The organism is Allobosea sp. Leaf344, from assembly GCF_001426225.1.
Taxonomy (GTDB): Bacteria; Pseudomonadota; Alphaproteobacteria; order Rhizobiales; family Beijerinckiaceae; genus Allobosea.
Genome location: NZ_LMRT01000015.1, coordinates 63,875 through 90,464, shown reverse-complemented (window position 1 = coordinate 90,464; position 26,590 = coordinate 63,875). Strand labels below are relative to the sequence as shown.

25 protein-coding genes are annotated in these 26,590 nt (G+C 68.6%); 14 read left to right on the top strand and 11 right to left on the bottom strand.

All coding sequences use genetic code 11. The features are described 5' to 3' along the window. Position 1 precedes the first annotated feature (1 nt). Positions 2-1,285, bottom strand: a complete 1,284-nt coding sequence (locus tag ASG72_RS17495; RefSeq protein WP_056715146.1) for a cystathionine gamma-synthase family protein — start codon at positions 1,283-1,285, stop codon at positions 2-4. Between the two features lie 166 nt (positions 1,286-1,451). Here ASG72_RS17495 and ASG72_RS17490 point away from each other — a divergent pair, with 166 nt between their 5' ends. After that, a complete protein-coding gene (locus ASG72_RS17490; protein ID WP_056715143.1) occupies positions 1,452-1,910 on the top strand; it encodes an Lrp/AsnC family transcriptional regulator in 459 nt (152 codons plus the stop codon). Between the two features lie 27 nt (positions 1,911-1,937). Here the strand turns inward: ASG72_RS17490 and ASG72_RS17485 are convergent, their stop codons facing one another. The 3 genes from ASG72_RS17485 to ASG72_RS17475 form a co-directional block, all read right to left on the bottom strand. Further along, complete coding sequence (locus tag ASG72_RS17485) at positions 1,938-2,834, bottom strand: hypothetical protein (protein ID WP_056715140.1); 897 nt, start codon at positions 2,832-2,834, stop codon at positions 1,938-1,940. A gap of 46 nt (positions 2,835-2,880) precedes the next feature. Next, a complete protein-coding gene (locus ASG72_RS17480) occupies positions 2,881-3,891 on the bottom strand; it encodes an alpha/beta hydrolase (RefSeq protein WP_056715137.1) in 1,011 nt (336 codons plus the stop codon). An 86-nt stretch (positions 3,892-3,977) separates the two neighbouring features. After that, positions 3,978-5,177 (bottom strand): alpha/beta hydrolase, encoded by a 1,200-nt coding sequence (locus ASG72_RS17475; protein WP_056715135.1) that lies wholly within the window; start codon positions 5,175-5,177, stop codon positions 3,978-3,980. A 71-nt stretch (positions 5,178-5,248) separates the two neighbouring features. On the opposite strand from ASG72_RS17475, the gene meaB reads away from it, so the two are divergent. Genes meaB through ASG72_RS17460 form a run of 3 tightly spaced genes read left to right on the top strand, consistent with a single transcriptional unit; the run spans position 5,249 to position 8,318 of the window. Further along, positions 5,249-6,247, top strand: a complete 999-nt coding sequence (meaB, locus tag ASG72_RS17470; protein ID WP_056715132.1) for a methylmalonyl Co-A mutase-associated GTPase MeaB — start codon at positions 5,249-5,251, stop codon at positions 6,245-6,247. After that, entirely contained in the window at positions 6,244-6,915 is a 672-nt protein-coding gene (locus tag ASG72_RS17465) for a hypothetical protein (RefSeq protein ID WP_056715129.1), read from the top strand. The genes meaB and ASG72_RS17465 overlap by 4 nt, the downstream gene beginning before the upstream one ends. 26 nt (positions 6,916-6,941) lie before the next feature. Continuing rightward, positions 6,942-8,318 carry a TIGR03808 family TAT-translocated repetitive protein gene (locus ASG72_RS17460; RefSeq protein WP_082540448.1) on the top strand — a complete coding sequence of 459 codons (1,377 nt, stop codon included), beginning with the start codon at positions 6,942-6,944 and terminating at the stop codon, positions 8,316-8,318. A gap of 20 nt (positions 8,319-8,338) precedes the next feature. Here ASG72_RS17460 and ASG72_RS17455 read toward each other — a convergent pair whose 3' ends face one another. Continuing rightward, positions 8,339-9,337: an asparaginase gene (locus ASG72_RS17455; RefSeq protein ID WP_200939971.1), complete on the bottom strand. Its 999-nt coding sequence runs from the start codon at positions 9,335-9,337 to the stop codon at positions 8,339-8,341. 160 nt (positions 9,338-9,497) lie between these two features. Between ASG72_RS17455 and ASG72_RS17450 the strand changes: the two genes are divergently transcribed. Beyond that, on the top strand, positions 9,498-10,322 hold the full coding sequence (locus tag ASG72_RS17450; protein WP_056715119.1) for an alpha/beta hydrolase: 825 nt from the start codon (positions 9,498-9,500) through the stop codon (positions 10,320-10,322). A 51-nt stretch (positions 10,323-10,373) separates the two neighbouring features. Continuing rightward, positions 10,374-10,610 (top strand): Lrp/AsnC family transcriptional regulator, encoded by a 237-nt coding sequence (locus ASG72_RS17445; protein WP_056715116.1) that lies wholly within the window; start codon positions 10,374-10,376, stop codon positions 10,608-10,610. A 104-nt stretch (positions 10,611-10,714) separates the two neighbouring features. Here ASG72_RS17445 and ASG72_RS20890 read toward each other — a convergent pair whose 3' ends face one another. Further along, complete coding sequence (locus ASG72_RS20890) at positions 10,715-10,897, bottom strand: hypothetical protein (RefSeq protein WP_156396034.1); 183 nt, start codon at positions 10,895-10,897, stop codon at positions 10,715-10,717. 575 nt (positions 10,898-11,472) lie between these two features. Then, positions 11,473-11,658 (bottom strand): hypothetical protein, encoded by a 186-nt coding sequence (locus ASG72_RS20885; protein WP_156396033.1) that lies wholly within the window; start codon positions 11,656-11,658, stop codon positions 11,473-11,475. A 262-nt stretch (positions 11,659-11,920) separates the two neighbouring features. On the opposite strand from ASG72_RS20885, the gene ASG72_RS17440 reads away from it, so the two are divergent. After that, complete coding sequence (locus tag ASG72_RS17440; RefSeq protein WP_056715113.1) at positions 11,921-14,218, top strand: NADP-dependent malic enzyme; 2,298 nt, start codon at positions 11,921-11,923, stop codon at positions 14,216-14,218. A 6-nt stretch (positions 14,219-14,224) separates the two neighbouring features. On the opposite strand, the gene ASG72_RS17435 is transcribed toward ASG72_RS17440, so the two are convergent. The 3 genes from ASG72_RS17435 to ASG72_RS17425 all read right to left on the bottom strand — a co-directional run bounded on the left by ASG72_RS17435 (position 14,225) and on the right by ASG72_RS17425 (position 17,005). After that, on the bottom strand, positions 14,225-15,208 hold the full coding sequence (locus ASG72_RS17435; protein WP_056715110.1) for a D-2-hydroxyacid dehydrogenase family protein: 984 nt from the start codon (positions 15,206-15,208) through the stop codon (positions 14,225-14,227). A 116-nt stretch (positions 15,209-15,324) separates the two neighbouring features. Continuing rightward, positions 15,325-16,299: a tripartite tricarboxylate transporter substrate binding protein gene (locus ASG72_RS17430; RefSeq protein WP_056715107.1), complete on the bottom strand. Its 975-nt coding sequence runs from the start codon at positions 16,297-16,299 to the stop codon at positions 15,325-15,327. Between the two features lie 145 nt (positions 16,300-16,444). Next, a complete protein-coding gene (locus ASG72_RS17425; protein WP_056715102.1) occupies positions 16,445-17,005 on the bottom strand; it encodes a hypothetical protein in 561 nt (186 codons plus the stop codon). Between the two features lie 265 nt (positions 17,006-17,270). On the opposite strand from ASG72_RS17425, the gene ASG72_RS17420 reads away from it, so the two are divergent. The 3 genes from ASG72_RS17420 (at position 17,271) to ASG72_RS17410 (ending at position 18,848) form a co-directional block, all read left to right on the top strand. After that, the gene (locus tag ASG72_RS17420; protein WP_056715099.1) at positions 17,271-17,513 is read left to right on the top strand and encodes an AbrB/MazE/SpoVT family DNA-binding domain-containing protein; all 243 of its coding nucleotides are present in this window, start codon (positions 17,271-17,273) and stop codon (positions 17,511-17,513) included. Next, on the top strand, positions 17,467-17,856 hold the full coding sequence (locus ASG72_RS17415; RefSeq protein WP_056715096.1) for a type II toxin-antitoxin system PemK/MazF family toxin: 390 nt from the start codon (positions 17,467-17,469) through the stop codon (positions 17,854-17,856). Before ASG72_RS17420 ends, ASG72_RS17415 begins: the two co-directional genes overlap by 47 nt. A gap of 134 nt (positions 17,857-17,990) precedes the next feature. Continuing rightward, positions 17,991-18,848, top strand: coding sequence for a D-amino-acid transaminase (locus ASG72_RS17410; protein ID WP_056715093.1), 858 nt, complete (start codon positions 17,991-17,993; stop codon positions 18,846-18,848). A gap of 7 nt (positions 18,849-18,855) precedes the next feature. Here the strand turns inward: ASG72_RS17410 and guaD are convergent, their stop codons facing one another. Then, positions 18,856-20,169 (bottom strand): guanine deaminase, encoded by a 1,314-nt coding sequence (gene guaD / locus ASG72_RS17405; RefSeq protein WP_056715542.1) that lies wholly within the window; start codon positions 20,167-20,169, stop codon positions 18,856-18,858. A gap of 108 nt (positions 20,170-20,277) precedes the next feature. On the opposite strand from guaD, the gene xdhA reads away from it, so the two are divergent. The 4 genes from xdhA (at position 20,278) to ASG72_RS17385 (ending at position 26,564) form a co-directional block, all read left to right on the top strand. After that, positions 20,278-21,753: a xanthine dehydrogenase small subunit gene (gene xdhA / locus ASG72_RS17400; RefSeq protein WP_056715091.1), complete on the top strand. Its 1,476-nt coding sequence runs from the start codon at positions 20,278-20,280 to the stop codon at positions 21,751-21,753. Beyond that, on the top strand, positions 21,746-24,100 hold the full coding sequence (gene xdhB / locus ASG72_RS17395; RefSeq protein ID WP_056715088.1) for a xanthine dehydrogenase molybdopterin binding subunit: 2,355 nt from the start codon (positions 21,746-21,748) through the stop codon (positions 24,098-24,100). The genes xdhA and xdhB overlap by 8 nt, the downstream gene beginning before the upstream one ends. Continuing rightward, positions 24,097-24,933, top strand: a complete 837-nt coding sequence (xdhC, locus tag ASG72_RS17390; protein WP_056715085.1) for a xanthine dehydrogenase accessory protein XdhC — start codon at positions 24,097-24,099, stop codon at positions 24,931-24,933. Before xdhB ends, xdhC begins: the two co-directional genes overlap by 4 nt. Positions 24,934-25,025: 92 nt before the next feature. After that, positions 25,026-26,564, top strand: a complete 1,539-nt coding sequence (locus ASG72_RS17385) for an ABC transporter ATP-binding protein (protein WP_056715083.1) — start codon at positions 25,026-25,028, stop codon at positions 26,562-26,564. The last annotated feature ends 26 nt before the right edge of the window (positions 26,565-26,590 follow it).

The following is a 26,590-nucleotide window of genomic DNA, read 5'->3' as shown; positions in this document are numbered from 1 at the left end:
ATCAGACCGCTTCGAGCGCCTGCGCCAGATCCGAGATCAGATCCTCGATATTCTCGATGCCGACGGAAATGCGGATCAGCGCGTCGGTCAGGCCGATCTCCTCGCGCAATTCCCGGGCGACGCCGGAATGGGTCATCGCGGCGGGGTGGGACACCAGGGTTTCGGTTCCGCCGAGCGAGACCGCGAGCTTCATGATCTGCAGATTGTCGAGCAGGGCGAAAGCCTCCTTCTCGCCGCCGACCACGTCGAAGGCGAAGGTCGAGCCGGCGGCCGAGCATTGCCGGTCGAACACCGCCTTGCGCGGATCATCCTCCGCGAGATTGCCGAGATAATGCACCCGCGCGATCTTGGGATGGGAGGCGAGGTAGTCGGCGACCAGCCTGGCGTTCTCGTTGGCGCGGCTCATGCGGATGTCGAGCGTCTCGAGCGAGCGCATCAGCATCCAGCAGGAATTCGGATCGAGCTGCGTGCCGAGCGAACCGCGCCAGCTCTTGACCTGCCGCACCAGCGCGTCCGAGCCGCTGATCGAACCGCCGACGAGGTCGGAATGCCCGCCGACATATTTGGTCAGCGAGAGCAGCGAGAGATCGGCGCCCTGCTTCAGCGGCTTCTGGTATTTCGGGCCGAGCATCGTGTTGTCGACCACCACCGGCGGACGATGACCCTGCGACGCCGCGAGCTCGTCGGCGATCTGCTTGCAGGCTTCGAGATCGACCAGGCCGTTGGTGGGGTTGGCCGGCGTCTCGACCAGGATCATGCCGACGCGCCCCTTGGCGGCCGCGGCCTTCGCCGTCTCGCGCATCTGCGCGATGTCGAGGCCGTTGGTGAAGCCGAAGGCGTTGACGCCGAAGGCGCCCATCTGGTTCTTCAGCAGGGTCTCGCTGCCGCCATAGAGCGGGCGGGAGTGAATGATGCTGTCGCCGGGCCGCAGGAAGGCGAAGCAGGTGGTGGCGATGGCGGCCATGCCGCTCGCGAAGACGGCGCAGCGCTCGGCCTCGTCCCAGATGGCGAGCCGATCCTCCAGGATCTCCATATTGGGGTGGTTGAAGCGGGAATAGACGAGCCCCGATTTCTCACCCGGCTTCGGCTGGCGGCGGCCCGAGGTGAGGTCGAAGAAGTCCTTGCCCTGCTGGGCATTCTCGAAAACGAAGGTCGAGGTCAGGAAGATCGGCGGCTTCAGCGAGCCTTCCGACATCGCCGGCGAATAGCCGAAGCCCATCATCAGCGTTTCCGGATGCAGCTTGCGGTTGGCGATGCGATCCTTGTGATAATCGTCCTGGCTCATGGCGCCCTCGCGGTCGGTGAAGAGAGGCTGCGGCCCCCCTGGCGGGGAACCGGCTGCGATGCGTTCAAGATAGGAGGGATGCGCCGCGATTGCTTGGATGCTTACGGCTCTCTACAGACAGATTTCAGCAGGTTTCTGCCAAATTTGAACGGGAGAGGAGCATCCCATGCTCGACAGCACCGATCGCCGGATCCTGGCCGTCCTCCAGGAGCATGGCCGCATCACCAATCAGGAGCTGTCGGAGAAGGTCGGGCTGTCGCCGACGCCCTGCCTCAGGCGGCTGAAGCGGCTGGAGGATAGCGGCGTGATCCAGGGCTATGCCGCGATCGTCGACGCCAAGGCCTATGGGCTGCCCTTCAGCGTCTTCGTCTCGGTGCGGCTCTCGCAGCAGACGCAGGAGAACATCGCCGAATTCGAGAAGGCGGTGGAGAGCTGGAGCGAGGTCGGCGAATGCTATCTGATGACCGGCTCGCAGGATTATCTGCTGCGGGTGCTGACCGACGGCATCGAAGGATATGAGCGCTTCCTGAAGCAGAAGGTGACGCGGCTGAAATGCATCCAGTCGGTCGAGTCGAATTTCGCGCTCGCCACGATCAAGAAGCGCAACGGCTTGCCGCCCCTGTGAGACCGCCTCCCGCGCGGCTGGAGCCGGCTATTTCGCCTCGAACAGCGCCTGCGCCGCCGCATTCGCCATCTTGCGCTGCTCATGCGCCGTGTCGGGCACCAGAATCTCGCGCCAGGGGCTCGCCACGCCCAGGCGCTGGGCCTCGGCGCGGGCGACGGCCATGAAATGCCGGCCGCGATCGAGCCGGCTGGCGCCCTGTGCCTCGGCACCCTTCGATTTGTTCAGCTGTTCATGGTCCGGGTCGTTGTCGCGTTCGCCCAGCATGACGAGGAGCGGCTTGGCCAAAGCCAGCTTCGCCGACGCCTCGGTCGCCGGCGTCCCGTCGAGCGAATAGGGATAGGAGAAGCCGCCGGCCGCCGCCTTGCCGACGGGCAGGGTGTAGAAGCCGGCATTGGCGCTGATCGCGGTGGTGAACCGCGCCTCCGGCATCAGGATCGCCATACGGTGCACGAATTGCGCACCGGCGGAATGGCCGAACAGGACGTAGCCGGTGCCCTCGACACGCCCGCTCCCGAGAGCCACGTCGAAGAATCGCTCGATCGTCGCGTAGATCCAGCGGGAGCGGTCCGGCTCGCCCCTCACCCCGCCCTGCTGGTAGAGGCGGGTGGGGAAGCGCTCCTTGTCGAAATGCGGTGCGGCGACCAGCAGGCCGTAGCGATCCGCCGCCTCGATCCAGTTGTCGCGCGCCGCCTCGGCGTTGCGCAGCAGCCCATGCATCGAGATCACCAGCCGGCAGGGCTTGGCGGCGCAGGCCTGCGGCACATAGGTCTCGATGTTGATGGTCTCGGTGCCGGCGGGCGAGACGTCTTCGTGCAGCACATGGCTGCGGCCGACCTCCTGGAACGGGCGCAGATCATGCGCCAGCGTCACGGAGGACGAGGCCAGCCCCATCACCAGCGCCAATCCGACGAGCCTGACCGCCATGACCACCTCCCTCGCAGGCGGATGGACCGTGGCCTCGGCCGGCGCCTCAGCTCTTGACGCGGTCCATCGCGCGCCTGACCACCATCGTCACTTCGCCGTCGGAAAGGAAGAGGTCGTGCCGCAGCATGCTCCAGCCGCGGCCCGAGGTGTCGGCGACGCGCACGCCGAGCTTTTCCAGCCTGGCGCGCTCGGCCGCGCCGGCCCGCGCGACGCCGCCTGCGATGCGGGCGGAAATCGCCAGCGCGCGATCGCCGGGATCGATGATCAGCGTCATGCGCTGGGCCAGCGAGCCGAGCTTCGACACCGTCTGCTCGAAGGCGTCGATATCGATGTCCGGCGAGGCGAAGACCACGGCGCCGATCCGGGCCGAGACGTCGGTCTCGCTGCGCAGCTCGCGCAGCGCCTCCAAGGTCAGGAAGGTGCCCATGGAATGGGCGACGATATGGATGCGGCCGACGGTCGGGTTGTTGACCAAAGCGCGCAGGGCCTGGACGAAGCCGTCGCGCGACCACAGGGCGCTCTCGCGATCATAGCCATAGTCGAAGAGCTTGCCGCCCGAGGGCCAGGTGAACAGCGCCGTCCGCCCCTGGAACTCCAGCGCATGCGACAATTGCCCGGCGCTGCGCGCGGCCGATTCGAAGGTCTCGTTATAGCCATGGACGTAGAGCAGCACGTCGCGGCCGGTGGCGGCCTGCGAGAAGCTCTCGGCGGCATTGCTCGAATTGCGCCGGTTGAGCCCGAGCACCGCCCAATCGCCATTGATCACCGAGGAGACCTGGCCGGAAATGCCGCGGCCGGGCGGGGACAGCGCGACCTCGGCGAAGGTCAGGCCGGAGCCGCGCTCCGGACCGAACCAGGGCTGGCCGCCGCCGGAGGGCTTGCGCGTCGTCATCACCAGCAGGCGCGGCTCCTTGCCGAGCGCCGAGGCATCGGCGCGGGTCGGCTCGGAGAAGGGCGAGACCGCGGCCTCGGGCGAGGCGCAGGCGGTCAGGCCGAGCGGCAGGAAGGCCGCCATCAATGCGAGGCGGCTGGAGAATTGGCGCCGGGAGACTGGCATGGGCAAGCGTATTCCGGATGAAACGGTTCGGCCGAATTGGCCAGAGCACGCTTAAAGACAGACTAACGCGGCCGTAATGCGGCGCATCAGCGGCGGATGATGCTCGCGGGGGTGCTGACCACGAGATCGACGGTGGAGCCGACGGTGCCGACGAGCCCGCCGGCGATGTCGCCGATCCTGTCGCCGAGCCCCGGCCCCGGGGTGGCGATGCCCTTGTCCTCGCGCAGACGGCGGCCGATCAGTTGCACGACCTTGGGCGATGCGGCGAATTTCGCGTGGTTCAAAGGGTCGCTGCTGGCGACGTCCGAGAGATCGATGATGGTCGCGCCCAGCTTTTCGAGATCGGCGACGACCTCCCTGTCCTTGGACGAGACGGCGCCGAGCCTGGTCTTGTCCCCGGCGAAGCGGCGGGAAAAGGCGAGCGCCCGGTCGTCGGCCGAGACGAACACCGTCACCGGCCGCTTGATCTGGCGCATCTGCGTGCGGAACACGTCGAGATCGACATCGGGCGCGGCCAGCATGACGTCGCGCAGCTTGCCTCCGAAACTGCCGTCGCCGCGGATCGAGGCCTGGCGCACGGCCTCAAGCGTCAAGAGCGTGCCCATCGAATGGGCCAGCACGTCGATCCGCGTGGTGCCCAGATCCTTGGCGATCGCGCGCAGGTTCAGCTCCAGGAAGTCGCGGGAGTAGAAGGCGCTCTCGCGATCATAGGGATATTCCAGCAATTGCCCGCGGGAGGGCCAGGTGAAGAGCACCGGCACGCCCTTGAAGCCGGAATCATGGACGATCTGGGCGAAGCGGAAGGCCGCGTCGGCGAAGCTGGTGTTGTAGCCATGGACGAAGACGAGGACGTCGCGCTCCGCGGCCGGCCGCTTCTGGATTTCGCGCTTCACCTGCGCCACCACCGGCGCGAGCTCGAGCCGATCGACCTCGGCGACGGCGAAATGCCGGGCGGGATCGACCGTGCCGCCGACGCTCGGCAATTCGAGCTCGCCCGGCCGGTGGGCCCGCGGCACAGTGACGTCCAGCTTCGCGAAAGCCAGCCTGGGGCCGCGCTCGCCGTTGAAATAGAGCGGCTCATCCGCCCGCTCGCGCGTCGTCGCGACGAAGACCCGGATCGTCCCGGCGATGTCGGCGGCATTGTGGCTGGTCACGGCCAGCGTGCGAATGTCGCCGGCGCAGCCGCCGAGCGCCAGCGGGGCGAGCACCAGCGCGAGAAGCAAACGGATCGGGAGAGAGCGGCCCTGCATGCCGCGATTGCTCTCACCGATGGTCCGGAGGATCAAGTGCGCGCCGGACACAGTCATCGACGCGCGTCTCCTTGTCGCCCCGCCCCTCCCCTTGCTAGGCAGGCGCGATGGACGAGCCCCAGCCCGCACCCACCCCGTCGCCGCGCGAGCTGGCGCAGCGCATCCTCGCGGGAGAGCGGGCGGCGCTCGCCCGCGGCATCACCTTGGTGGAATCGCGCCGGCCGGACCATCGCGACCAGGCGCTGGCGCTGCTGCAGGAGCTGCTGCCGCATGGCGGCAAGGCCATCCGCATCGGCATCACCGGCGTGCCGGGCGTCGGCAAATCGACGATGATCGACGCGCTCGGCAGCCATCTCACGGGTCAAGGCCATCAGGTGGCGGTGCTGGCGGTCGATCCCTCCTCGACGCGGACGGGCGGCTCGATCCTCGGCGACAAGACCAGGATGGCGCGGCTCGCGGTGGATCCGCACGCCTTCATCCGCCCCTCGCCCTCCTCCGGGACGCTCGGCGGCGTGGCGGCCAAGACCCGCGAGACCATGCTGCTCTGCGAAGCGGCGGGCTTCGACGTGATCCTGGTCGAGACGGTCGGGGTCGGCCAGTCGGAAACGGCGGTGGCGGAGCTGACCGACCTGTTTCTCGTGCTGATGCTGCCCAATGCGGGCGACGAGCTGCAGGGCATCAAGAAGGGCATCATCGAGCTCGCCGACATCGTCGCCGTCAACAAGGCGGATGGGGACGGCGCGAGCGCGGCCAGAGCAGCCGCCGCGCAATACCAGGCCGCGCTGCATATCCTCGCGTCAGCTTCGCCGGTCTGGCAAACGCCCGTCGTCACCCTGTCCGGCCTGACCGGCGCAGGGCTCGATGCGCTCTGGGCCAGGATCGAGGATCACCGCAGCCGGCACGAAGCCCGCGGCCTGATCACGGAAAAGCGCCGCAGGCAGGATGTGAAATGGATGTGGGCGATGGTGCAGGAACGGATGCAGGCCAGGCTGCGGCATGATCCGCAATTGAAGCAGCTGGCCCCCGCGCTGGAGGCGGAGGTGGCGTCCGGGCGGCTGCCGGCCACCGTCGCGGCGGACCGGATCGCCAGGGCCCTGGGGCTGTGAGCCGGCCGGTGGAGATCCTCGTCACCGGCTTCGGGCCGTTTCCGCGGGTGCGCGTCAACCCGACGACCACCCTCGCCCGCGCCGTGGCGCAGCGCCTGAAACGGGCCGGCTGGGCGGCCGAGGCGCTGGTGCTGCCGACGAGCTATGCCGGCGGGCTCCCGCGGCTTGGCGCGGCGCTGGTCGAGAAGCGGCCGCGCGCGGTGCTGATGCTGGGGGTGGCGGCGCGCTCCCGTGCCATCAGGGTCGAGCTGTTCGGACGCGGCAATGCCAGCCGCCTGCTGCCGGATGCGGCAGGGGCGGCGCCGGGACGGCGCGTGGCGGCGCCGAACCTGCCGCGGCGGAGCACGGCTTCGCCCCAGCCCGCTTTGCGGGCGCTGCGGCAGGAGGGGTTGCGCGCGAGCTTCTCCGCATCGGCCGGCCGCTATCTCTGCGATTCGAGCTATGCGCTGGCGCTGGAGGCGCTCGGACCGGCGCGGGTGCCGGTGCTGTTCGTGCACGTGCCCTATCTCCGGCCGCAGCCCGGGCAGCGCCCGGCCGATCGCGTCGCCGGATTTCGCCCGGGGGCCGAGCCGCTGGCGCGGGCGCTGGTGGAGATCGCGGCCGGGCTGGCGCGCAGCGGGCGCGGCGACCGTGCCGGGATGGGACAGACGCGACGGCACGATCCTTGATCCCGGCTCCGGCAACGGAGTTTCTCATGGTCTGGTCCCGGCGCCTCGTCCTGTCTGCGGCTCTTTCTGGCACGGCCATGCTGGCCGCGGGGCGCAGCCTGGCCCAGGCCCCGATAACAGCGCCGGCCACGGCTTTGGGCAGTCTGGGGCTGGAAGCGGCGCATTTCGGGCTGCGCGCCGGCGCTTCGGAGGATCAGTCGCGGCAATTGCAGGCAGGGCTCGCTGAAGCCGCCAGGCGCAATGCGCCGCTCCTCGTCGCCCCGGGGCGCTACCGCATCAGCCAGGTCGTGCTGCCGGAGGGGGCGCGGCTCGTCGGCGTGCCCGGAGCGACGCAGTTCGTCGCCGCGCAACCCGGCCCGATGCTGCTGGCGCGCCGCATCCGGCGCTGCGGGATCGAGGGGCTCGGCCTGGACGGCCTCGACATCAAGGTGGCGCAGCGGACCGGGCTGGTGGCCTTCGAGGAGGTGCTGGAGGCGGCGGTGACCGGCTGCGACTTCGCCAATGCCGGCGCGATCGGCCTGATGCTGGCGCGCAGCGCCGCGCGGATCGACCGCAATCGCTTCCGCAGCCTGCGCGAATCGGCGCTGTTCTCGCTGGATTCGCGCGGGCTCTCGATCGAGCAGAACCATGTCCAGGATTGCGGCAACAACGGCATCCAGCTCTGGCGCAGCCAGCAAGGCGACGATCAGTCGCTGATCCGCGGCAACCACATCCACCGCATCCGGTCGGATGCCGGCGGCGACGGCCCCAACGGCAACGGCATCAGCCTGTTCAAGGCCGGGGGGGTGATCATCGAAGGGAACAGCCTGCGGGATTGCGCGCTGACCTTCATCCGCAACAATTCGGGCTCCGCCGTGCAGATCCTGGGCAATCAGGGGAGGCGCTGCGGCGAGACCGCGCTCTATTCGGAATTCGCCTTCGAGGGCGCGATCATCGCCAATAATCTGGTGGAGGATTGCGCCCAGGGCGCCAACATCACCAATCTCGACCATGGCGGGCGCCTCAGCGTCTTCGCCAACAACATCATCCGCAATGCGCAGCGCGGCTTCGCGCCCAAGGGCAAGGAGCCGGTCGGCGGCATCGGCGTGCATGTCGAGGCCGAGGCGGCCGTGACCGGCAACGTCATCGAGGGGGCCAGCGATATCGGGATCTCGCTGGGCTGGTCCTGGGGGATGCGCAACCTCGCCGCGACCGGCAATGTGGTGCGCAAGACCGGCATCGGCATTTCCGTCTCGCTGGTGCCGAAGGAGCGCAATGCCCTGATCGCCAACAACATCATCAGCGAGGCGGCGCGCGGCGCGGTGGTCGGCACGGAATACGGCAAGAGCGTCACCGGCGATCTGACCCGCGGGCAGGACGTGCGGGCCGCCGGGGTCAGGGTCGAGAACAACGCGGTGTCCTGAGCCCGGCCGCGGCGGCTGCGTCAGGGCGCGGCGGCTCGCACCCGGCCGACCTCGATGCCGTTCCAGTTCTTCAGCACGACTTCGCGCAGCGGCGCGAATTGCGCGGTTTCCGCTTCGCTCATCGGCAGGAATCGCGCGATCAGCGCAGCCATCGCCACCTCCGCGGCGCGCCCGGCGCCATCGTCGCATTTCAGCGCGATGCCGTAGCCGAGCTTCGGCAAAGCGCCGCAATAGACCCCCTCCGCGCCGGTCTTGATGAACAGCCGCTCGCCCAGCAGTTCCATGGCGCGGGTGTCGAAACGGCCGGTGCCGGCCACCATGAACGGGTGGGCGGCGGCGGCCCGGCGGATGCGCGCCGCGGCGCGGGCGCGTTCGGGTGGAAGGCCGTGGCCGGTGCCGATGCGGGCGAAGCCCAGGGCCAAAGCCTGCAGCGGCACGGCATAGCTCGGGATCGAGCAGCCATCGGTCCCGGCCAGCGCGGGATCATGCGGGGCGCCCGTGACCGCCTCCAGCGCGCCGCGGACCTCGCGCTGCACCGCATGCTCTGCTTTGACGTAGCCGGCGGGGTCCTCGTCCAGCGAACAGGACAGGCAGATGAAGCCCGCATGCTTGCCCGAGCAATTATTGTTCAGCGCGGTCGGCTCGGCGCCCGAGCGCGCCAGCGCCCGTGCGGCCGCCTCATTGCTCGGCCAATGCGCGCCGCATTCGAGGCAGCCGGCGTCGCGGCCGGCCTTGCGCAGCATGCCGAGCGCGGTTTCCGCGTGGAGCGGCTCGCCCGAATGCGAGGAGACGGCGAGCGCGATCTCGGCCTCGCTCAGCCCGTATCGGTCGGCGGCGCCGCTCTCCAGCAGCGGCAGCGCCTGGATCGCCTTCACCGCGGAGCGCGGGAAGACGGGGCGCGCCACATCCCCCAGCGACAGCACCACCGCCCCCTCGGCATCGACGACGATGGCCGCGCCGCGATGGCGAGATTCGACCACGGGACCGCGCGTCACTTCGGCGAGAATCGGGTTGTCCAAGGCGCTCTCCATCGGGCTCTTCGCTGCGGGGCGCCTTGTCGCCGCTGGGGCGCGCGCTGTCAAAAGCCTCGACCTGCACCGAGGCTTGTCGCAAGATGCGGCACGGCGCGAAGCAGGGCCGGCACGCCACCTGCAAGCCGATCGAACCCAAGAGCCGCGGATGAAGCCCGACTACGAAGCCGAGTACAACAACCGCGCGCGGGTGCCGGAGCATCCCGGCATCATCGCCGGCTGGCAGGCCGATGCGGCCGCCTTCCGCCAGAGCGCGGTGGCCGAATTCGGCGTCGTCTACGGCCATGGCGAGCGCCAGCGCTTCGATCTCTTCAAGCCCGAGACCGCGAAGGGCGATTCGATCGTCCTGTTCATCCATGGCGGCTATTGGCAGGCGCTGGATCCCGGCTTCTTCTCGCATATGGCACGCGGTGTCACGGCGCTCGGCGTGCCGATGGCGGTGGCGGGCTACGATCTCTGCCCGCAGGTCACCGTCGGCACAATCGTGGAGCAGATGCGCCGCGCCGCCGCCTTCCTGTGGCGGGCCTACCGGCTGCCGATCATCGCCTGCGGGCATTCCGCCGGGGGGCACCTCGCCGCCTGCCTGCTGGCCACCGATTGGAAGGCGCTGGCGCCGGACCTGCCGGAGAATCTGGTGCGCGCCGCCTATGGCATTTCCGGGCTCTACAATCTGAAGCCGCTGACCGAGACCAGCGTCAACACCGCCCTCGGGCTGAGCTTCGAGGAGGCGGAGGAGCAGAGCCCACTCTTCTGGCCGGCGCCGGCGCGGCTGGTGATGGATGCGGTGGTCGGCGGGGCCGAGAGCGAGGAATACCTGAAGCAGAGCCGGCGGATCGTCGATGTCTGGGGGCTGGGCGGCGCGCAGACCCGCTATGAGGAGATCGCGGGCGCCAATCATTTCACCGTCATCGCCGGGCTCACCGATCCGGAGAGCGGCATGAGCCGCAGGATCGCCGCGCTCGCCGGCGCTTGATCTTGCAGGACCACAGGCCTTATCGAGGAGCGCGCAACTCCGGAGCCCGCGATGCAGACCTTCTTCGTCGAGATCAAGTGCAAGCTGGGCAAGACCTATGAGGTCGCCAGCGAGCTCGCCGATCGCGAGATCGCTTCGGAAATCTACTCCACCGCCGGCAATTACGACATTCTCGCCAAGTTCCATGTCGGCGCCGATGTCGATATCGGCCATTTCGTCGCCGAGAAGGTGCAGTCGATCCCCGAGATCGCGGATACGCACACGATCATCACCTTCAAGGCCTTTTAAGTTGCACAAATTCAATGATTTAGCCGCTATATCGGCAGTCGGGTCAACTTTTTGGTGTAGGCAAATCTGCGGATTGGCGTGCGGTCGATTGACAGACCACCCCGTCACCAGCGCCAAATGATAACCGGGACGCTGACCACGATCAGCGCAACGATCAGGGTCACGATCGGTAGTATGTATATGCCATGACCGGACGCGGCGCCTTCGATCCATTTCGAACGGAACTGGACCGTGTGAAGCGCCTGGGATTTTCGACGAGGCGCGGGAAGTTTGGGAGTGTCGGCCATCTGGAACGGTCCTCTCAGCAAGAAAAAATCTTGTGGACCATCTGGGCGACAAAGAATCTTTGGCCTTGAAACGGTTGTCGCTGCAAGCACGACACGCTGGGTGTCCACAGCGGATCAGCACCGCCCTCTCTTAACTCTATGTTTTCGCTGAAGAATTTTCTATCGGTAGAAAAAGGGCACAACGGCCGATTTCAGGCTCAGTTCGCTCATTTGGGCCGAATCAGTCGGGCGGTCAGGGCCGCATCACGACCGATCGCCTCTGATCACGGCCAAGACCGCCTCAGTAATCTCTTCTACCCGGTAAGCCTGAGTACGTCCAAGGAACGGCTCGATCGCAATGTATCGCATTCAGGTCTGCGTCCGCAGGTTACAGCAACGGCTACCAGTACGCTCATGAAGGAGTGGCCGGACAAGGTCGGGGACTAGGCGAACAGGGAAGCGCCACACAATGACCGGGAGGCCCCGATGGTTTTCAAGATTGACCACGCTCATTGCGATTTGGGCGGATTTTCTGGCAAACTGTTATACAGATTCAGTACCGCCGGACCGAATTCAGAGAGGGGCCTCTGATCGCATCAGCGCAGGATGTGAGTGTCGGATTCGATGGCATCATAGCCGGACTCTCGGTCCTGCCAGATGCCGCTCAGATCGAGGGCCTGGGTCTGGACGGTGCCCTCTTCGAGCAAGATGTCGCGGACGATTATCACCTTCTGAGTGTCACCCAATCGGCCAAGGGGTGAGACGCGGATCGATCCAATCACGATCAGGTCCGAAGTGGTGGCCTCTCGCCGAGCTTTTGGGCGGCTTTCGCCTAAGCCGTTTGAGGATTTGAGCGGCGCGTTTGGGCGTTCTAGCGGCCGCCTCGCAGGACGCTGCCGGCACGGCCGAGAGCGCTGCCATCTCCCGGCGAGGCCGGGCGCGCCGCCCATTCCGCCACAGCATTATTGCCCGATCGGTTCTTGACGGGCGGGGGGTTTCCGCGCGACCTCGACGCGTCACCCAAGCTGGTCGGGAAGCAGAGCGATGAAAAGCACCTTGTCCGCCGATTTGCGCTCGGGCGCGCTGGTCTACCATCGCTCGCCCAAGCCCGGTAAGATCGAGATCCAGGCGACCAAGCCGCTCGGCAACCAGCGCGACCTCGCGCTCGCCTATTCCCCCGGCGTGGCCGCCGCCTGCGAGGCGATCGTCGACGATCCTTCCCAGGCCGCGGAGCTGACCTCCCGCCAGAACCTCGTCGCCGTGATCACCAACGGCACGGCCGTGCTGGGCCTCGGCGATATCGGGCCGCTCGCCTCCAAGCCGGTGATGGAGGGCAAGGCCGTCCTGTTCAAGAAATTCGCCGGGATCGACTGTTTCGACATCGAGGTCGAGCAGAAGAACATCGAGCGTTTCGTCGAGGTGGTGGCGGCGCTGGAGCCGACCTTCGGCGGCATCAATCTCGAGGACATCAAGGGGCCGGAATGCTTCGAGATCGAGGAGCAGCTCAAGGCCCGGATGAACATCCCGGTCTTCCATGACGACCAGCACGGCACCGCGATCATCGTCTCCGCGGCGATCCTCAACGGGCTCGACCTCGCGGGCAAGAAGATCGGCGACGTCAAGATCGTCGTCTCGGGGGCCGGGGCGGCGGCGCTGGCCTGCCTGAACCTGCTGGTCGAGCTCGGCGCCCAGCGCCGCAACATCTGGGTGACCGATCTCGAAGGCGTGGTGCACAAGGGCCGCAACACGCTGATGGACCGCTGGAAGGAGGTCTATGCGCAGGATACCGATGCGCGCACGCTGAGCGAGGTCATCGACGGGGCCGACGTCTTCCTCGGGCTGTCGGCGGCGGGCGTGCTGAAGCCGGAGATGGCCGGGCGGATGGGTCCGAAGCCGCTGATCCTGGCGCTCGCCAACCCGAACCCCGAGATCACGCCCGAGGATGCACTGGCGGTGCGGCCGGATGCGATGATCTGCACCGGGCGCTCGGATTATCCGAACCAGGTCAACAACGTCCTGTGCTTCCCCTATATCTTCCGCGGCGCGCTCGACGTGCAGGCGACGACGATCAACGAGGCGATGAAGCTCGCCGCCGTCCGCGCCATCGCGGCCCTGGCGCGGGAGGCGACCTCCGACATCGCGGCGCGCGCCTATGGCGGCGAAGCCTCGACCTTCGGCGCGACCTCGCTGATCCCGAACCCGTTCGATCCGCGGCTGATCCTGCGGATCGCGCCGGCCGTCGCCGAGGCCGCCATGGCGACCGGCGTCGCCCGCAAGCCGCTGATCGACATCGAGGCCTATCGCGAGGACCTCTCGCGCTTCATCTTCCGCTCGGGCTTCATCATGAAGCCGCTCTTCGCCCAGGCGAAGGCCGATCCCAAGCGGGTGATCTATGCCGAGGGCGAGGATGAGCGCGTCCTGCGCGCCGCGCAGGTGGCGCTGGAGGAAGGGCTCGCGGTTCCGATCCTGATCGGCCGGCCGAGCGTGATCGAGACGCGCATCCAGCGTTTCGGCCTGTCGATCCGGCCCGGCGTGGATTTCGAGGTGGTCAATCCCGAGGACGACCCGCGCTACCGCGACTATGTCCAGACCTATCTCGACATCGCCGGAAGGCGCGGCGTGACGCCGGAGGCCGCGCGCTCGCTGGTGCGGACCAACAACACGGTCATCGCCGCGCTGGCGGTGGCGCGGGGCGAGGCCGATGCGCTGATCACCGGGCTCGAAGGCCGGTTCCTCTCGCGGCTGCGGCACATCAAGGACATTATCGGGCTGGAGCCGGGGGTCTGCGACATCTCCGCGATGACGCTGATCGTCACCAACAAGGGCGCCTTCTTCCTGGCCGACACGCATGTGAAGGCGGAGCCGACGGCCGAGGAGGTCGCCGACATGACGCTGCTCGCGGCCAGCCATGTCGCCCGTTTCGGCATCGAGCCGAAGATCGCGCTGTTGTCGCATTCCGATTTCGGGGCGGCCGACACGCCGTCCTCGCTGAAGATGCGCAAGGCGCTCGGGCTGATCCGCGAGCGCGCGCCCGATCTCGAATGCGATGGCGAGATGGAGGCGGATACCGCGCTGGTCGCCCTGGTGCGCGAGCGGGTGCTGCCCTCCTCGCGGCTCAAGGGGGTGGCGAATGTGCTGATCTTCCCCAATCTCGACGCCGCCAACATCGCCTATCAATTCGCCAAGGTGCTGGGCGACGCGCTGCCGGTCGGGCCGATCCTGATCGGCGCGGCCAAGCCGGCGCATATCCTGACCGGCTCGGTCACCGCGCGCGGCGTCGTCAACATGACGGCGGTGGCGGTGGTGGAGGCTCAGGAACGGGCGAAGGCGAAGCTCGGCTGAGGCGCGTCAGCCGGCCAGCACCTCCGGATTGACCACGCGGATCGGATTGCCGTCGAGGAAAGCCACGACGTTCTCGACGCTCTCGCCGTAATATTCGGCGAAGACCGGGGCGGCGGAATAGCCGAGATGCGGGGTCAGCACGACATTGGGCAGGCCGCGCAGCGGATGATCGGCCGGCAGTGGCTCCTTGTCATAGACGTCGAGCGCGGCGCGGATGCTGCCGGCCTGCAGCCGCTCGAGGAAGGGCCGTTCCGCCACCAGCGGGCCGCGCGCCGTATTGACGAGGCAGGCGCCGGGCTTCATCGCCCGCAGCTCGGCCTCGCCGACGATGCCGCGCGTCCGCTCCGACAGCACCAGATGCAAGGAGATGACGTCGCTCGTCGCGAAGAGCTCGGTCTTCTCGACCCGGCGCACCCCGGCGGCGGCCGCGGTTTCGTCGGTGAGGTTCTGGCTCCAGGCGACGACCTCCATATCGAAAGCCTTGGCATAGCGGGCGACGCGCTGGCCGAGCTTGCCAAGGCCGACGATGCCGAGCCGCTTCCCGGCCACGACCTCGCCGAGCGGGACGCCCTCATGCCAGCCGCCTTGATGCATGGCGGCATCGGCGCGGCCGAGCCCGCGCGCGCTGGCCAGGATCAGCGCGAAGGCGAGTTCGGATGTCGCCGCGCCGACCTGCGAGCCGCCGGTATTGGTGACGACGATGCCGCGGGCGGTGCAGGCCGCGATGTCGAGGGTCGAGGTCCGCGGGCCGGTCGTGGCGAGCAGCTTCAGCCTGGGCAGCCGGTCGAGCAGCGAGGCGGTGAAGACCGTGCGCTCCCGCATCGGAATGATGATCTCGGCATCGGCCAGGGCGGCCGCCACCGCTTCCTCGCTCGCGAAGGCCTCGCTCAGGATGCGCAGATCGGCCCGCGCTTCGACGGGCGACCAATCGGCCGAGGCGCGGGCGACGTTCTGGCTGTCGTCGAGCACGACGACGAGGGGACGACTCATATCGGATCCTTCGGACAAACGGGTCGCATCGGCGCGCGGCGGCTCTGGCCGCAGCGCCCGATGCGGCTGTGCTGGGAAGGGGCGCCGCGCGAGCCGGCGACGCTCCTCCCGGCGGCTCAATCCGGCTTGATGCCGTTATCCCGGACGACGGCGCCCCAGATCCGCATCTGCTCGGCGAAGAAGCTCCTGAACGCCTCCCCGCCCTGCAGGGCGAGCGTGACCTGCTGCTGCTCGACCAGCCGCTTCGCCGTGGCGGGATCGCGCACCGTCTCGACCAAAGCCGCGCGGAACTTGTCGATGATCGGCTTCGGCGTGCCGGCCGGGGCGAAGACGCCCCACCAGGCATCGGCGGTGAAACCGTCATAGCCGCTCTCGATCACCGTCGGCACGTCCGGCATGGTGCTGATGCGCTGGGCCGCCGTCTGCACGATGGGGCGCAGCGCCCCGCCCGCGACCTGCGGCGCGAGCAGCGCGGCCGAGCCGATGATCAGGTCGACATGGCCGCCGACGGCGTCGTTCACGGCAGGCCCGCCGCCGCGATAGGGCACATGGGTCAGCTCAACCCCGGCGCGCTTGCCCAGCAGCACCATGGCGAGATGGCCGAGGCTGCCATTGCCGATGGTGGCGTAGGTGAGCTTGCCCGGCGCGGCCTTGGCACCGGCGATCACATCGGCCAGCGTCTTGAAGGGGCGGGACTGGTGGCAGGCCAGCACCATCGGCGCGGTACCGAGCAGCTCGACCGGCTCGAGGTCCTTGACCGTGTCGAAGGGCAGGCTCGGCAGCAGCGCGGGGTTGACCGCATGGGTGTCGAACACCATCAGCCAGGTCTGCCCGTCGGGAGCGGCCTTGGCGACGGCGTTGGCGCCGATCGAGCCCGAGCCGCCGGCCCGGTTCTCGACGATCACGCTGGCGCCGAGACGCTGCTGCAGCCCCGGCTGCAGCAGCCTGGAGATCGCATCGACCGAACCGCCCGGGGGGAACGGCGCCACCAGCTTGATCGGGCCGGCCTGCGCCGCCGCGGCGCCCGGCAGCAGGACGGAGGCGCCGAGCGCGAGGATCACCTCGCGCCGCCGCAAACGCTTCTCGATCATGATGATTCTCCCTTGGTCGGGCCTGGCGTGCTTGCTGCCGCTCTTCGCCCTGGTTCGTTTCCGACGCGAAGCTAGGGCCGCCCGATCGGCTTGACCAGCCCCCTGCCCCGCAGATGATCCGGGTCGGAGGCCGCAGCCCCGCCGATCATCGCGGCCGCGGCAGTTCCGGACCCTCGGGAGCCGCTGTGCGCGCGCAGTTCATCACCGTCGCCAGTAGCTGATAGTAGCCCATCAGCGCCGCCAGCTCGACGACGCCGCGTTCGCCGAAACGCGCCGACAGCGCGGCATAGCTCGTATCGCAGAGCCGCCTGCTGCGGTCGATCTCGGCGACGCAATCCCAGATCAGGGCCTCGTCCTCGGTCATCCCGGGCGGCCGGCGATCTTCCGCCAGGGCCGTGATGACCGCCGCGGGCAGCCCGGCGCGGGCGGCGATCTCGGCATGGATCGCCCATTCCACCGGCTGGTCATAGCGACGGGCGGTGAAGAGAATCGCGATCTCGGCCAGGCGCACGCCGAAAACCAGCTCCTTGCGCATGAAATCCCCGACCGGGGCGAGGCGCAGCATCAGGTCCGGGCTGCGATGCAGCGGCACGAAGGGGCCGAAGACGGGCTGGTCGCGGATGGTCTTGAACACCTCCGAGGCGCGGCGTTGCTCCGGCGTCTGCTCCGCAGCGGCGAGGGGCGGCATCCGATCGAGCTGTGTCATCTGGCGATCCTGAAATCCTTCGGGCGAGCATCTCTCGGAGCCGCCTTAGAGCATCGCGCCGCAAAGCGGAATCCGTCGTTTTTGCACCCGTCGCATGAGTGGCGCGAGCCGGACGATGCGCGTCGAAGAAACGCGATCCGCATGAAACGCGCGCGGCGCCACCGCGTGACGCCATCCGCGCGTCACTTTGCAACTTGCATCGAAACCCTACGCATGTATCTTCGTTGTATCGACAGGCGCATCGAGCCTGAGGGGTGACATCGCCATGAACACGCGCTTCTCCAAGTGGGGCAACAGCCTCGCACTGCGGATTCCCGCGTCCTACGCGCAGGAGCTGTCCGTCGGGGAAGGCGCGCTCGCCGATATTTCGGTGAAGGATGGCTGCTTGGTCATCAAGCCGCTTGGTGTGCCGCGCTACGATCTTGCAGATTTGGTCAGTCGAATCACAGAGACCAATTTGCATGTCGAGAGTGACACGGGTTCTGCGGTCGGCAACGAGTTCTGCTAGCCCGCCTTACTGCCCTGATGCCCATGATGTCATCTGGCTTGATTTCGACCCGCAAATGGGCCGGGAACAGGCCGGGCGGCGCATGGCGCTAGTCTTCTCGCCCCGGGACTACAACGCCAAGACCCGTCTCTGCGTTCTGTGCCCCATCACCACGCAGGTCAAAGGCTACCCGTTCGAAACGGCTGTGCCCGTTGGCCTCGACGTGAAAGCCGTGGTCCTGAGCGATCACCTCAAAAGCCTGTCCTGGTCGGATCGGAGATCCGAATTCGTCTGCAAGATGCCGGCGGCGGTCGTCGCAGACGTGCTGGCCAAAATCCAAGCCCTGCTCGGCATCAAGCCCTGAGCGCTATCGGCTTCCAATTTCGAACCGAGACACGACCGATGCCGATCCGCGAGCCCGCTTTGTCGCTCGCATCGAGAGGAGCCCTCGGCTAGGAGTGTCGTCCCGTCCCGCTGAGAAGAACAGAGACCGTTCCCATGAGCCGCACCGTCTACGTCAATGGCGCGTATTGCCCCGAGGAAGAGGCCCGGATTTCCATTTTCGACCGCGGCTTCGTCTTCGCCGACGGCATCTATGAGGTGTCCGCGGTGATCGGCGGCCGGCTCGTGGATTGCGAGGCGCATCTCGCCCGGCTCGAACGCTCCTGTGGCGAGATCAAGCTGGCCCTGCCCTGGTCGCGGGCGGAGCTGATCGCGATTCACGAGGAGCTCATCGCCCGCAACGGGCTGGACGAGGGCGGCGTCTATCTGCAGGTGACGCGCGGCGCGGCCGATCGCGACTTCCCCTTCCCCAAGGATGCCACGCCGACCCTGGTGATGTTCACCCAGGCGCGGAACATGACCAGCGCTCCGGCGGCCAAGACCGGCATCAAGATCGTCTCCTGCCCCGACATCCGCTGGGCGCGCCGGGACATCAAGAGCGTCGGCCTGCTGGCGCAGGTGCTGGCCAAGCAATACGCCGCCGAGAACGGGGCCGCCGAAGCCTGGATGCTGGAGGGCGACGTGGTCACCGAGGGCGGCTCCTCCACCGCCTGGATCGTCAAGGGCAAGACGCTGATCTCGCGGCCCCTGTCGCAGAAGGTGCTGCCGGGGATCACCCGCCAGGCCGTCCTCGCCTTCATCGCGGAGAGCGGCTACGCCTTCGAGGAGCGGGAATTCACGCTGGCCGAGGCGCTGGACGCCGAAGAGGCCTTCATCACCTCCGCTACCAGCCTGGTGATGCCGGTGGTCTCGATCGACGGGCACAGCATCCACAACGGCGCGCCGGGGCCGGCCGCGATCCGGCTGCGCGAAATCTATCTCGACTTCGCCCGCAAGGGCGGCGCGCTCGGCTGAGCCGCTCTCACCGGCCGGCTTGCGGCATGATCCGCCGGCCCATCACATAGGTCGCGGCGACGTTGCGCTCGTCGCCGAGCGTGACGAGCACGAACAGCTCCTCCGCGAGATCGCGCGCCGTCTCCAGCCGGTGCGCCATCGCCCGCGTCGCGCGCGTATCCAGCACCACGAGGTCGGCTTCGCGGCCGGTCTCGAACGAGCCGATGCGGTCCGAGAGCCCGAGCGCCAGCGCATTGCCGCGGGTGATCGCATGCAGGGCGGCGAAGGCCGACAGCGACTGCCCCTGCAATTGCAGCACCTTGTAGGCCTCGGCCAGCGTCCGCAGCATGGAATAGGAAGTGCCGCCGCCGATATCGCTGGCGATGGCGACGCGTACCCCCTCGCGCCGGGCCCGGGCCCGGTCGAACAGGCCGGAGCCGAGGAACAGGTTCGATGTCGGGCAGAACACCGCCACCGCGCCGGCCGCGGCGAAGGCCGCCCATTCCCGGTCGGTCATATGGATGCAATGGCCCATCAGGCTGTTGCCGCGCAGCAGCCCGTAGCGCTCGTAGATTCCGGCATAGTCGGGCGCGTCGGGGTAGAGATCGCGGGTGAAGGCGATCTCGGCGCGGTTCTCGTTGATATGCGTCTGGACATGGCAGTCCGGATGCTCGGCCGCCAGCCGCCCGGCCGCGGCGAGCTGCTCCGGCGAGGAGGTGATGGCGAAGCGCGGCGTCACTGCGTAGAGCTGCCGGCCCTTGCCGTGCCAGCGCGCGATCAGCGCCTTGCTCTCGGCATAGCCGGTCTCAGGCGTGTCGGTGAGCGCCGCCGGCGCGTTGCGATCCATCATCACCTTGCCGGCGATCATGCGGGTGTCGCGCTGCGCCGACAGGGCGAACAGGGCCTCGACCGATGCCGGATGCACCGAGCCATAGACGCTGGCGGTGGTGGTGCCGCTCGCCAGCAGCTCGTCCAGGAAGAAGCGCGCCTGTGCGTCGGCATGGGCGGGATCGGCGGATTTCTGCTCCTCGACGAAGGTGTAGCGGTTGAGCCAGTCGATCAGCTGGGCGCCATAGGAGGCGATGACCTGGGTCTGCGGCAGATGCAGATGCGCGTCGATGAAGCCCGGCATGATCAGATGCGGCCGGTGGTCGACCGGCTCGACGCCTTCGGGCAGCTCCGGCAGCAGCGCGGCCGCAGGCCCGGCCGCCACGATATGCCCGTCCCGGATCAGCAGCAGCCCGTCCTCGATGAAGCGATGGGCGCCCGCACCGGCACTCTCAGGGTCGTCGACGAACCAGAGGAGACGGCCCCGCAACGCCCGTATCGCTGTGTTTTCCATCACGGGCTTCGGCTCCGGCATAAAATCAGATCATATCTGCACCAAATCAAAGCTTTCGGCCAAGCACCGAACATGCCTAATCTGGAGGCATGATTTGGGCATCCAGCCATGCGTAGAACCCTGCGCTTCATCCTCGGCGAGGAGCTGATCGAGATCGCGGCCTGCGATCCGACCCTGACGGTGCTGGACTGGCTGAGGCTGGAGCGGCGCCTGACCGGCTCGAAGGAGGGCTGCGCCGAGGGCGATTGCGGCGCCTGCACCGTCGTCGTCGGCCGGCTCGACCGCGGCCGCCTGCGCTATGAGGCGATCAACGCCTGCATTCGCTTCCTGCCGACGCTGGAGGGGTGCCATCTCCTGACGGTCGAGCATCTCAAGGCGGCGGATGGCGGCCTGCATCCGGTGCAGCAGGCGCTGGTGACGCATCACGGCTCGCAATGCGGCTTCTGCACGCCGGGCATCGTGATGTCGCTCTTCGCGCTCTGGCTGAACGAAGCCGCGCCTGATGTGGCCCGGATCGAGGATGCGCTGGCCGGCAATCTGTGTCGCTGCACGGGCTACCAGCCGATCATCGCCGCAGCGCTCGCTCTGTACCGCGGAGGCCGGCCCCAGGAGCGGCTGGCGCAGGCGGAGGCGGCGATCGCGGCGCGGCTCGCCGAGCTCGCCGATGGCGAGACGCTGGTGCTGGGCGAGGCGGGCCGCAGCTTCCACGCCCCCGTGACGCAGGCGGCGCTGGCGGAGCTGGTGATGCAGCATCCGGATGCGATCCTCGTCGCCGGGGCGACCGATGTCGGGCTCTGGGTGACCAAGGGTATGCAGATTCCGCCGGCGATCCTGTATCTGGGGCGCTGCGAGGAGATGCGGAGCATCGTCGATACCGGCGACACGCTGCGCTTCGGCGCCATGGCCAATCATGGCGATGTCCGCGCCGCGCTGGCTGCGCTCTCGCCGCAGCTCGACGAGCTGATGCGCCGCTTCGGCGGAGAGCAGGTGCGCAATGCCGGGACGATCGGCGGCAATATCGCCAATGGCTCGCCGATCGGCGATCTGCCCCCGGCCCTGATCGCGCTCGGCGCCAGGCTGTTGCTGCGTTCCGGAACTGGTTTGCGTGAGATCGCGCTCGAGGATTTCTTCCTGGATTACAGGAAGCAGGACCGGCGCAAGGGCGAATTCGTCTCCGAGATCATCGTCCCGAAGCCGCCCGCGGATGCGCTCTTCCACGTGTCGAAGATCAGCAAGCGCTTCGACGAGGATATTTCTGCGCTGTGCGCGGCGTTCTTCCTGCGCATCGACGCGGAGGGGCGCATTCTGGAGGCGAGGCTGGCCTATGGCGGCATGGCCGGGATCCCCAAGCGCGCCGCCGCCGCCGAGGCCGCCTTGCGCGGCCGGGTCTGGGACGAGGCGGCGGTCGACGCCGCCATCGCCCGGCTGCCGGCCGATTTCACGCCGCTGAGCGACATGCGGGCCAGCGCCGGCTATCGGCTCACCGTCGCGGGGAATCTGCTGCGGCGCTTCCTGATCGAAACCCGCGAGCCCGCCACCGCCACCCGCGTCGCGGGGCTGCTGGTGGAGGCCGCCCATGGCTGACGGCCTCGCCCAGGACGCCGCTGCGGCGACCGAACCGCAGGAGGGACCGGTCGGTCGCGGCAGCAAGCATGATTCCGCCCCCAAGCATGTGGCGGGCGAGGCGCTCTATATCGACGATCTGCCGGAGCCGGCGGGCCTCGCCCATGCCTGTCTCGGCCTCAGCACCATCGCGCATGGCAGGCTCGTCTCGCTCGATCTGGCAGCCGTCGAGGCGGCACCCGGCGTGCTGGGGCTGGTGACGGCGGCCGATATCCCGGGCGTCAACGACATTTCCTCGACGCATCGCCATGACGAGCCGATCTTCGCGACGGACCGCATCATGCATCACGGCCAGCCGCTCTTTGCGGTGGTGGCGCGGACGCGGGCGCAGGCACGGCAGGCGGCGCTGCTGGCGCGAGCCGTCTATGAGGAAGCCGCGCCGGTCCTGGACGTGGCCGCCGCGCGCGCCGCGGGGGGAGAGCTGGTGACCGAGCCGCTGAAGCTGGAGCGCGGCGACGTCTCCGCCGCTCTCCAGGCCAGCCCGCGCCGGCTCAAGGCGGCCATGACGATCGGCGGCCAGGATCATTTCTATCTGGAAAGCCAGATCGCGCTCGCCATCCCCGGCGAGGACGAGGACATGCTGGTGCTGTCCTCGACCCAGCATCCCAGCGAAGTTCAGCACATGGTGGCGCAGGTGCTCGGCGTCGGCTCACATGCGGTGACCGTGGAGGTGCGCCGCATGGGCGGCGGCTTCGGCGGCAAGGAGACGCAGTCCAATCTGTTCGCGGTGGTCGCGGCGCTGGCGGCGCGCAAGCTGAGACGGGCCGTGAAGCTGCGGCCCGACCGCGACGACGACATGATCATCACCGGCAAGCGCCATGATTTCGTCTGCGATTACGAGATCGGCTTCGATGATGACGGGCATATCCTCGCCGTCGACGCCGTCTATGCCGCGCGCTGCGGCTGGAATGCGGATCTCTCGGGCCCGGTGACCGACCGCGCGCTGTTCCACGCCGATAATTGCTATTTCTACCCGGCCGTCCGGCTCCGCTCGGAGCCCCTGCGCACCCATACCGTCTCGAACACGGCGTTTCGCGGTTTCGGCGGGCCGCAGGGGATGGTCGGTGCGGAACGCTTCATCGAGGAGGTCGCCTTCGCCACCGGGCTCGATCCGCTGGAGGTGCGCCGGCGCAACCTCTATGGCGGCGAGAATCGCGACATCACCCCCTATCACCAGCGCGTCGAGGACATGATCGCCGGCGAGGTGATGGCGCAGCTGGAGCGGGATTGCGACTACCGCGCCCGCCGGGAGGCGATCGCCGCCTTCAACCGCGAGAGCCGCATCGTCAAGCGCGGCCTGGCGCTGACGCCGGTGAAATTCGGGATTTCCTTCACCGCCACCTGGTACAACCAGGCCGGGGCGCTGGTGCATGTCTATACCGACGGGACCATCGCGCTGAACCATGGCGGCACCGAAATGGGCCAGGGCCTGTATGTGAAGGTGGCGCAGGTGGTGGCGCAGGCCTTCGGTGTGGGGCTGGACCAGGTCAAGATCACCGCCACCACCACCGGCAAGGTCCCCAACACCTCGGCCACGGCCGCCTCCTCCGGCTCCGACCTGAACGGCATGGCGGCGCTCGACGCCTGCGAGACGATCAAGGCGCGGCTCGTAGCCTTCGCGGCGAGGCATTGGCAGGAGAGCCCGGAGGCGATCCGGTTCCGCCAGGGCCATGTCCAGGTCGGCGGGCGCGAAATCGCCTTCGTCGATCTCGTCAAGGCGGCCTATGTCGCCCGCACCCAGCTCTCGGCAACCGGCTTCTACGCCACGCCGAAGATCAACTGGGACCGCAAGGCCGGACGCGGCCACCCCTTCTATTATTTCGCCTATGGCGCCGCCGCGACCGAGGTCGCGATCGACACGCTGACCGGCGAATACAAGGTGGAACGGACCGATATCCTGCATGATTGCGGGACCTCGCTGAATCCGGCGATCGATATCGGGCAGATCGAGGGCGGCTTCGTCCAGGGCATGGGCTGGCTGACGACGGAAGAGCTGGTCTTCGACGACAAGGGGCGGCTGCGCACCCATGCGCCCTCGACCTACAAGATCCCCGTCGCCTCCGACCGGCCGCGGATCTTCAACGTCGCGCTGCTGCAGAACGCGCCCAATCGCGAGCCGACGATCCACCGCTCCAAGGCGGTCGGCGAGCCGCCGCTGATGCTGGCGATCTCGGTGCTGCACGCCCTGTCGGATGCGGTAGCGAGCCTCGGCGGGCACCGGATCTGCCCGCGCCTCGATGCGCCGGCGACGCCCGAGCGCGTGCTCGCGGCGGTGGAGCGGGTGCGGGCGGAGGCCCTTGCAGGATGACCGTCTCCGCCTTCCTCGCGACGCATCTCGCGCAGGGCGTCGTGCTGGTGACGCTGGTCGCGGCCCGTGGCTCGACCCCGCGCGAGGCCGGCGCGACCATGGCGGTTTCCGCGGCGGCGATGGCGGGCACGATCGGTGGCGGGCAGCTCGAATTCCACTGCATCGACCTGGCGCGCGCCATGCTGACGACAGGCGAGGCGCGCCGCGAGCTGGCGATCCCGCTCGGGCCGCAAATGGGCCAGTGCTGCGGCGGCCATGTCGAGGTCGCGCTGCAGCGCGCCGGCGCGCCCGAGCTCGCCGCCGTCGCCGCGCGGGAGAAGGCGCAGGCCGCGATGCGCCCTTCGATCCTGATCTTCGGTGCGGGCCATACCGGGCGGGCGCTGGCCCAGGCCCTGGCCCCCCTGCCCTTCGCGACGCTGCTGGTCGATGATCGCGACGGCGTGCTGGACGGGCTGCCCCGCGCCATCACCTGCCTGCGCATGCAGGATCCCGTGCAGGCGGTGGATGCGGCGCGGCCGGGCTCCGCCTTCATCGTGCTGAGCCACAGCCATGCGCTCGACTACCGCCTGGCCGAGGCGGCGCTGGCGCGCGGGGATGCCGCCTATGTCGGCATGATCGGCTCCGCCACCAAGCGCGCCCGCTTCGAGAGCGGCTTCCTGCGCGGCGGCGGGCGCAGGGAGACCTTGGCGCGGCTGATCTGCCCGATCGGCGGCGGCGATGTGGACGACAAGCGCCCCGAGGTGATCGCCGCCTTGACGGCGGCCGAGCTGGTGCGGAGTTTGCTTGGCCGGCCGACGAAGCCGACCGTGTCGAGGGAGTTGCAGGGGATATGAGCGAAGCTGCGCGGCCGCGCCCGTCGACCCTTAGTCCCGGCAGCGCCACGGGGACCCGTCGCCTGCGGCTCGGCCGCCGGAGGGGCCGCTAGGTGTCGCCGCCTCGGCTCGCGCTGTCGCGTATCTCCAAGAGCTTTCCCGGGGTGAAGGCGAATGAGGATGTCAGCCTCAGCGTCCGCGCGGGCGAAATCCACGCGCTGCTCGGCGAGAACGGCGCCGGCAAATCGACGCTGGTGAAGATCATCTACGGCGTGCAGCAGGCCGATGAGGGCAGCATCGCCTGGGATGGGGAGCCGGTCGCCATCGCCTCGCCCAAGGCGGCGCGCCGTCTCGGCATCGGCATGGTGTTCCAGCATTTCTCGCTGTTCGACGCGATGACGGTGATCGAGAACATCGCGCTCGGCCTGGACGAGGCGGTGGACCGCGAGGGCTTGAAGCGTCAGGTCGCGGCGATCCTGGAGAGCTACTCGCTGCCGCTCGATCCCGAGCGCGAGGTGCATACGCTGTCGGTGGGGGAGCGACAGCGGGTCGAGATCGTGCGCTGCCTGCTGCAGAAGCCCAGGCTGCTGATCATGGACGAGCCGACCTCGGTGCTGATGCCGCAGGAGGTGGAGCGGCTGTTCCAGACCCTGCGCCAGATCGCGTCGCAGGGCTGCTCGATCCTGTACATTTCGCACAAGCTCCACGAGATCAAAACGTTGTGCGAGGCGGCGACGATCCTGCGCGGCGGCCGGGTGGTGGCGAGCTGCGATCCGCGCCTCGAAAGCACGACGCACATGGCAGAGCTGATGATCGGCGCCGAACTGCGCCGCGTCGAGCGGCGGCCGGCGCAGAGCGCGGGCGCAGTGCGGCTCGAGGTCGACGGTCTCTCGCTGCCGGGCGATCCGCCCTTCGGAACCGATCTCGCGGCGATCAGCTTCGAGGCGCGCGCCGGCGAGATCCTGGGCATCGCCGGGGTGGCGGGCAACGGCCAGTCCGAATTGCTGACCGCCCTGTCGGGCGAGCGGCCGGTGACGCGGGACGGGGCCATCCTGCTCGACGGCAGGCCGATCGGCGGGCTCGGCGCGGGCGCGCGCCGGTCGCTGGGGCTCGCCTGCGTGCCGGAAGAGCGCAACGGGCACGCCGCCGTGCCGGATTTCACCCTCGCCGAGAACAGCGTGCTGACGGCGCGCCACAGAGTGCCGCTGGCGCCGCTGGGCTTCATCAGCGCCGGCGACGTGGCGCGCTTCACCGATGCGGTGATCAAGCGCTTCGACGTGCGCACCACCGGCCCGAGCGCACCCGCGCGCGCGCTCTCCGGCGGCAATCTGCAGAAATTCATCATGGGCCGCGAGATCGGCCAGGAGCCCGGTGTGCTTGTGGTGTCGCAGCCGAGCTGGGGGGTGGATGCGGGCGCCGCCGCGTCCATCCGGCAGGAGCTGGTCGACCTCGCCGCCAAGGGCTCGGCCGTGGTGGTGATCTCGCAGGATCTCGACGAGCTGCTCGAACTGGCCGATAGGCTCTGCGTGCTGAACGAGGGCCGGCTGTCGCCACCGCGTCCGGTGGCCAGCCTCGGCATCGACGAGATCGGGCTGATGATGGGCGGCGTCCATGGCGAGGCTCCCCCGGCCGGAGCGGGCAACCATGCTTGAGTGGCGGCGCCGGCGCGAACCCAGCC